Genomic DNA, 6,056 nt, shown 5'->3' on the forward strand with positions numbered 1-6,056 from the left:
CCGACCGCAAGGCGAATGGCAGGGCGTCATCCGCCAGATGGTGGCGGCCGGCCTGCTCGATATCGACATCGCCGGCTATGGCGGCTTGCGCGTCGCCGCGGACGGCGCGGCGCTGATGCGCGGGCAGGGCAGCTTCCGCTATCGCCCCGATCGTCTGCGCAAGGAGCCCAAGGGCCGGCGCTCGACATCGGCGGCCGCGAAGGCGGCGGACAATCTCGATGCCGCCGGCGGCGAGCTCCTGCAGCGCCTCAAGGCGCTTCGCCTCACGCTCGCCAAGGCGCGCGGCGTTCCGGCCTATGTGATCTTCTCCGACCGCACGCTGGCCGACATGGCGGCGAAGCGTCCGCGCAACGCCGACGAGTTCGCCGAGGTGTTCGGCGTGGGCGAGGCCAAGCGGCGCGATTTCGGGACGCTGTTCCTGCAGGTAATTGGCGACGATTCTCGGTCTGCCTGACGGCTGAGCCTTACGCGGCGACCCCAATCGGATCAGGCGGCTCGATCGGCCAATGTCGATCCTCATAGTCGCTGATCAGCCGAGCGAGAAGGTTGAAGCGGTCGCTGTCGTGCGATCCTGGCGCTGGCTCCTTCCCGAAGTAGCGCGCAATCTCCTTCAGAGCCACGTCATAGTCGGCTTCGGTTTCGAGCGAGTGGATCCGCATCATGGTTGGTTCAAAATCGATGTACCAATAGATAGACATAGGAGCCGTGCTTACGCACGAACCTCACCGATAACCTTGATGCGGCCATGGGCGCGGTTGCGCGTTGTTGCCTTGACCGTGATCTCCACATCCTGCCCCAAAGCCGTCAGTAAGCGCATGAGGCGCTGACTGGAGAAATTCTCCAGCCGTCCATTGAGCAGGGCGGAGACTTTCGGCTGGTCGATCTCCATGAGGGCTGCCGCGGCGGTTTGGGTCAGCCGGCGATGCTTCACAATCCGCCTGATATGACTCGCGAGCTGCGCCTTGGTGAGTTCTTCCTCGGGCTCGGCAAGACCCAGATCGGCGAACACATTGCCGCTGCTTTCTGTCACGGGGATGCTGGTTTTCCGCTTCTTGACCATTGCTCATAATCCTCTCTGGCTCGCTTGAGCCGACGCTCGATCAAGTCCAGCTCTGCTCTCGGCGTCGCGATGCCGCGCTTGGCCTTCTTCTGGAACGCGGGCAGCACATAGACGATACCAGCGAAGCGAACGGTGTAGACCGCGCGATAGGTATCGCCGTCGAAATCGTCCAGGATCTCCAGGATGCCGGCGCTCCCGAATCCCTGAAGCGGCTTCGCATTGGGAGCCTTGCCGCCAATTTGCGCTTCGCAGAGAGCGCCGCCGACTCTCAGCCGGACGGATGCAGGAAAGGCGCTGATGTCGACCTTGCTGCTGCCGATCCAACGCACCGGTTTCGGTTGAACTTCGCTTCCACTTGGCTTTCGCACCGGCACACAATATATGCTTGTTCAGGCATGTTTTCAAGCCGCCGGTTCCGGAGAGAAGAATCAATCACCTTGGAGGGGAAGGGGCGTGACTGGATATCAAGCCCCCCAAAAGCCGAAGGCCGCGCACCTTTCGGTGTCGCGGCCTCCTAGCCTCTCGACGGCGCTGGGGCTAACCCCGCACCGGAGCGCGTGCGAGCGCTCCCTACTTGATCTTGTATTCCTTGAACGCGACATGCTTGCGCGCGACCGGGTCGTACTTCTTGAACTCGAGTTTCTCGGTCTTGGTGCGCGGGTTCTTCTTGGTCACGTAATAGAAGCCGGTGTCGGCCGTGCTGACCAATTTGATGAGGATCGTGCTGCTCTTGGCCATGGTGGGCCGCTCCTGAAAGTCGCGTCAAAACAGGCGGCGGAAGATAAGCGTTTCCCGGTTTAAGTCAAGTTTTCCGGGGGGTTGTCGGGGGTGGCAGAACGCCCCGGCGGCGGGCATCGGCCTAGCCCCGGCGGGGCTTGGCTACATCCTTGATATAGCGGAACAAAGCTGGGTTTTCGGCACCGGGGCGATGGCCCCGCCGCCAGCGCCTGACCGCCTCGGCCAGCACATATTCGGTCACATCGACGACGTTCATGCTGGCCATGGCCTCGACCGGGCGCCAGGCGAGGTCCACGAGCTCGCCATCGCCAGCGAGCTGGCCCTGGGCCGCCGCACCGTCGCCCAGGAAGAAACGGCTGTTGTAGCGCCGGTGCGAGCCCGGGGGCGTGATCGCCCGGCAGATGAAATCGAAGGCCTCGAAGCGGGGTACCAGCCCCCGCTCGGCGAACTGGCGCCAGATGTCCGACTGGGGTGGATGGGCAGGCTGCGGCCCGGGGGCGCCGATCAGCAGGCCCGTCTCCTCGAAGGTCTCGCGGATGGCGGCACGGAGGTAAGTGGCGGGGCGCTTGCGCGGGGCGGCTCGGCGCAGCGCGGTCTCGACGCCCGGCGCCAGATGCTCCTCGAAGCCCGAGGGCAGGCGGTCTTGCGGATCCACGCGCCCGCCCGGAAAGACATAGATGTCGGGCAGGAATTTCGCCTTGCCGTGGCGCCGTCCCATCAGCACCTCGGGTCCGCCCTGCGCGCCATCGCGCAGCAGGACGATGCCCGCCGCGTCGACCGGCCTGACCAGGGGGACTGTCTCGGTCACCGCGCTTCGACCGCTTCGCTCAGGGTTACGGCGCCTCGGTCACGGCGGCGGCTTCCGAGGCGTCGGCCGGCGAGGGCGACTCGCCCAGGGACACCGCACGGGCATAGAGCAGCGGCTTGTGGATCAGGTCGAGCGCCATCTCGACATCGGTCGCGGGCTCGGACTTCACCTGCGGGCAGGCCTTGCGCAGCTTGTCCATCTCGGCGGTGTCGGTGGGCTTGAGCGCGTTGCGCTCGGCCACGGGGATCGCCCGCAGCTCGTTATGCTCGAGCTCGGTCATCAGCTCCGACGGGCTGTGGCCGTTGGTGCAGATCGAGGGCAGCACGCCGAGCTTGTTCAAGGTGTAGCCCGAGGGCGCATGGAAGCGCGCCCAGGTCAGGGTCAGCTCGCCGCTGTTGGGCAGGCGCAGCACCGTCTGCACCGTGCCCTTGCCGTAGGAGTTGCTGCCGACCACGACCGCGCGGCCGCTGTCCTGCAGCGCCGCCGCCACGATCTCCGAGGCCGAGGCGGAATTGCCGTTGACCAGCACCACGATCGGCCGGCCGTCGGCGAGGTCGCCCGCGGTCGCTTCGAAATATTGGTGGCTGTCGGGATGGCGGCCATGGGTCGAGACGATGCGGCCCTTCTGCATGAAGACGTCGGAGACGGCAACCGCCTCGTCGAGCAGCCCGCCGGGATTGCCGCGCAGGTCCAGCACATAGCCAGTGATGTTGCCGACGCCGATCTCCGACTTCGCATGGGAGATCTCGCGCTCCAGGCTTTCGGAGGTGTCGGAATTGAAGCCGTAGATATGGAAATAGGCGACGTTGCCCTCGGGGTGATAGACCACCGTCTCCGGCACCACATGGGCGCGCGACAGCAGGATCGTCGTCGGGACGGTCGTCTCGGCCTTCAGCAGTTTGAGCTCGACGCGGCTGTCGACGGGCCCGCGCAGCTTGTCGACCACCTGATGCTGATCCATGCCCGCCACATCCTGCCCGTCGATGGCGAGGATGATGTCGTCGGTCTGCAGGCCGGCGCGCTGGGCCGGGGTGTAGTTCATGACCGAGATGATGCGCACGCGGTTGTCGGCGACCGCGACCTTCACGCCGATCCCGCCGAAGCCGTCGCGCGAGGCGCGGTTCTCGTCGGCGTCGGCGGCGCTCGAATAGCGCGAGAAGCCGTCGAGCTTCGAGACCATGCCGTCGAACACGGCCTCGTAGATCTTCTCGGGCGGGATCAGCGCGAGTTTCGCCGAATGGAGCATCGCGGTCTCGACATAGCGCGCCGCCAGCTCGCCCCAGTCGGTCGCATCATAGGCCGAGGGCGCGTCGAAGCTGACCGTGTCCTGCCCGTCGATATCGAGCTCGACCTCGGTGCTGTTGCGCCGCAGGCCGATGGCGGGATCGAAGGCGTCGAGGCGCTTCAGCCCCTCCACCGTGACGTCGCCCAGATTGATCCGCTCGATATAGACGGCGTCGATGTCATTCAGCCCGGTGACGAACATGTCACGGGTCTCGTCACGGCCGTCCGCGGTGGCGCCCGGGCCGTCCGTGCTGCCGCAAGCCGCGAGAGCCAACGACATCATGATCGCTGCCAGCGGCATGCGCCGCGGCGCGCTGTTGCTCAGTCTCCCACCCATCCGGGTGTCCTCATCAAGATCGCCGTCGGGGCCAGGTCCCGAAGCTTTGTTTACGAGCCGGCCGCCGAGCCGGATTGGCTGGCAGATTAGCAAAAAACGGCGAAAAGGCGACATATCTCCGCGAGAGCTGCGGCATTTTTGTCGGAATCTCATGGGGATGGGGGTGAAGACGGGCGGCGCGCCGAGGCTGACACCCGTCTCACCCCCTTCGCTGGCGGGGATATCCGTGAGCGGGAGGGCGCGGAAATGCGATCGCGCGCGGATCTGCCGCCTAAACCGGTTCCCGCGCCAGCGCCTTAACCCTATGCGGGTTGGCCAGGGCCTGATGCAGCTCCTTCTGGTCGAGCTCGCCCTCGAGCCGGCTGATCACCAGGGTCGCGACGCCATTGCCGACCAGATTGGTGAGGGCGCGGCATTCGCTCATGAATTTGTCGATGCCGACCAGGATCGCCAGCGCCTCGATCGGGATGTCGGGGATGATCGCGAGGGTCGCCGCCAGGGTGACGAAGCCCGCGCCGGTCACGCCCGAGGCGCCCTTCGAGGTCAGCATCGCGATCGCCAAGATGCTCATCTCCTGGCCGAAGGAGAGCGGCGTGTTGGTGGCCTGGGCGAGGAACAGCGTCGCCAGGGTCATATAGATGTTGGTGCCGTCGAGATTGAAGCTGTAGCCGGTCGGGATCACGAGCCCGACCACCGCGCGCGAGGCGCCGAGCTTCTCCATCTTCTGGATCATGTTCGGCAGCACGGTCTCCGACGAGCTGGTGCCCAGCACGATCAGGAGCTCGTCCTTGATATAGACGATGAAACGGAGGATCGAGAATCCGGTCAGGCGCGCGATCGTGCCCAGCACCAGGAGCACGAACAGGATGCTGGCGGCATAGAAGGTCGCGACCAGCGCCGCCAGGTTCCAGAGCGAGCCGAGGCCATAGGCGCCGACGGTGAAGGCCATGGCGCCGAAGGCGCCGATGGGAGCGACGCGCACGATCATGCCGATGATGCGGAAGAAGAGCTGTCCGGCCGTGTCGATCACGCCGGCGATTCGCTCGCCCAGCGCCCCCATGCGCGAGATCGCGAAGCCGGTCAGGATCGCCACCAGCAGCACCTGGAGCAGATCGCCCTTGGCGAAGGCGTCGAAGAAACTGTTCGGGATGATGGCCATCAGGTGGCCGACGATGCTGTCCTCATGGGCGCGCGTCACATAAGTCGAGACCAGATTGGGATCGAGCGTGGTGGGATCGATGTTGAATCCCCGGCCGGGCTTGAGCAACTCGCCGACCAGCAGGCCGATCGCGAGCGCGAAGGACGACACCACCTCGAAATAGACCAGCGTCTTCACTCCGACGCGGCCGACCTTCTTTAGATCGCCCATCGAGCCGATGCCATGGACGACCGTGCAGAAGATCACCGGCGCGATCATCATCCGGATGAGGGCGATGAATCCGTCCCCCAGCGGCTTCAAGGCGGCGCCCGCATGGGGGAACCACCATCCGAGCGCCGCACCGATCACGATGGCGACGAGCACCTGGGCATAAAGGATCCGATACCAAGGGCGATGAGGCTTCGGAGGGTCTTGGGCGATGGCGGTCATCGGAGAACACCTGATCGGACACAACGAGCGCCAAGAATGGATCGGTTCTGCCGGCGAGGGGAAGGGGAGAGAAAGGCGTTCAGTAAGCTCATCCCCTTCCCCGCATTCCAGATCATCTTTCCTTGTATGGGACTTTTTCTGTCAAGGCCATTTGGGTCTCCATGGTTGGTGATCCGAGGGGAGCCGGTGCCCGGACGCGAGACTTCGCGTCACAACCTTGTATTCGGTGGGTCTCGTGAGG

Annotated in this window: 8 protein-coding genes; 1 reads left to right on the top strand and 7 read right to left on the bottom strand. The window is 65.1% G+C overall.

Features of this window, described 5'->3' with window-relative positions; all coding sequences use genetic code 11:
- A partial coding sequence (locus ACREE8_RS01785; protein WP_431571260.1) for an HRDC domain-containing protein occupies positions 1-454 on the top strand: 454 nt, incomplete at its 5' end.
- A 10-nt stretch (positions 455-464) separates the two neighbouring features.
- Here the strand turns inward: ACREE8_RS01785 and ACREE8_RS01790 are convergent.
- The 7 genes from ACREE8_RS01790 to ACREE8_RS01820 form a co-directional block, all read right to left on the bottom strand.
- Positions 465-662, bottom strand: coding sequence for a hypothetical protein (locus ACREE8_RS01790; RefSeq protein ID WP_431571261.1), 198 nt, complete (start codon positions 660-662; stop codon positions 465-467).
- A 47-nt stretch (positions 663-709) separates the two neighbouring features.
- Entirely contained in the window at positions 710-1,060 is a 351-nt protein-coding gene (locus ACREE8_RS01795; RefSeq protein ID WP_431571262.1) for a helix-turn-helix domain-containing protein, read from the bottom strand.
- Complete coding sequence (locus ACREE8_RS01800) at positions 1,027-1,389, bottom strand: type II toxin-antitoxin system RelE/ParE family toxin (RefSeq protein WP_431571263.1); 363 nt, start codon at positions 1,387-1,389, stop codon at positions 1,027-1,029. Before ACREE8_RS01800 ends, ACREE8_RS01795 begins: the two co-directional genes overlap by 34 nt.
- A gap of 241 nt (positions 1,390-1,630) precedes the next feature.
- Complete coding sequence (rpmG, locus tag ACREE8_RS01805; protein WP_151176713.1) at positions 1,631-1,798, bottom strand: 50S ribosomal protein L33; 168 nt, start codon at positions 1,796-1,798, stop codon at positions 1,631-1,633.
- 121 nt (positions 1,799-1,919) lie between these two features.
- Positions 1,920-2,606, bottom strand: coding sequence for an NUDIX hydrolase (locus ACREE8_RS01810; RefSeq protein ID WP_431571264.1), 687 nt, complete (start codon positions 2,604-2,606; stop codon positions 1,920-1,922).
- A gap of 25 nt (positions 2,607-2,631) precedes the next feature.
- The gene (locus ACREE8_RS01815; RefSeq protein WP_431571265.1) at positions 2,632-4,227 is read right to left on the bottom strand and encodes a S41 family peptidase; all 1,596 of its coding nucleotides are present in this window, start codon (positions 4,225-4,227) and stop codon (positions 2,632-2,634) included.
- Positions 4,228-4,498: 271 nt separating this feature from the next.
- Positions 4,499-5,815: a dicarboxylate/amino acid:cation symporter gene (locus ACREE8_RS01820; RefSeq protein ID WP_431571266.1), complete on the bottom strand. Its 1,317-nt coding sequence runs from the start codon at positions 5,813-5,815 to the stop codon at positions 4,499-4,501.
- Positions 5,816-6,056: the final 241 nt, after the last annotated feature.

It is taken from the genome of Hypericibacter sp., assembly GCF_050729195.1.
Taxonomy (GTDB): Bacteria; Pseudomonadota; Alphaproteobacteria; order Dongiales; family Dongiaceae; genus Hypericibacter.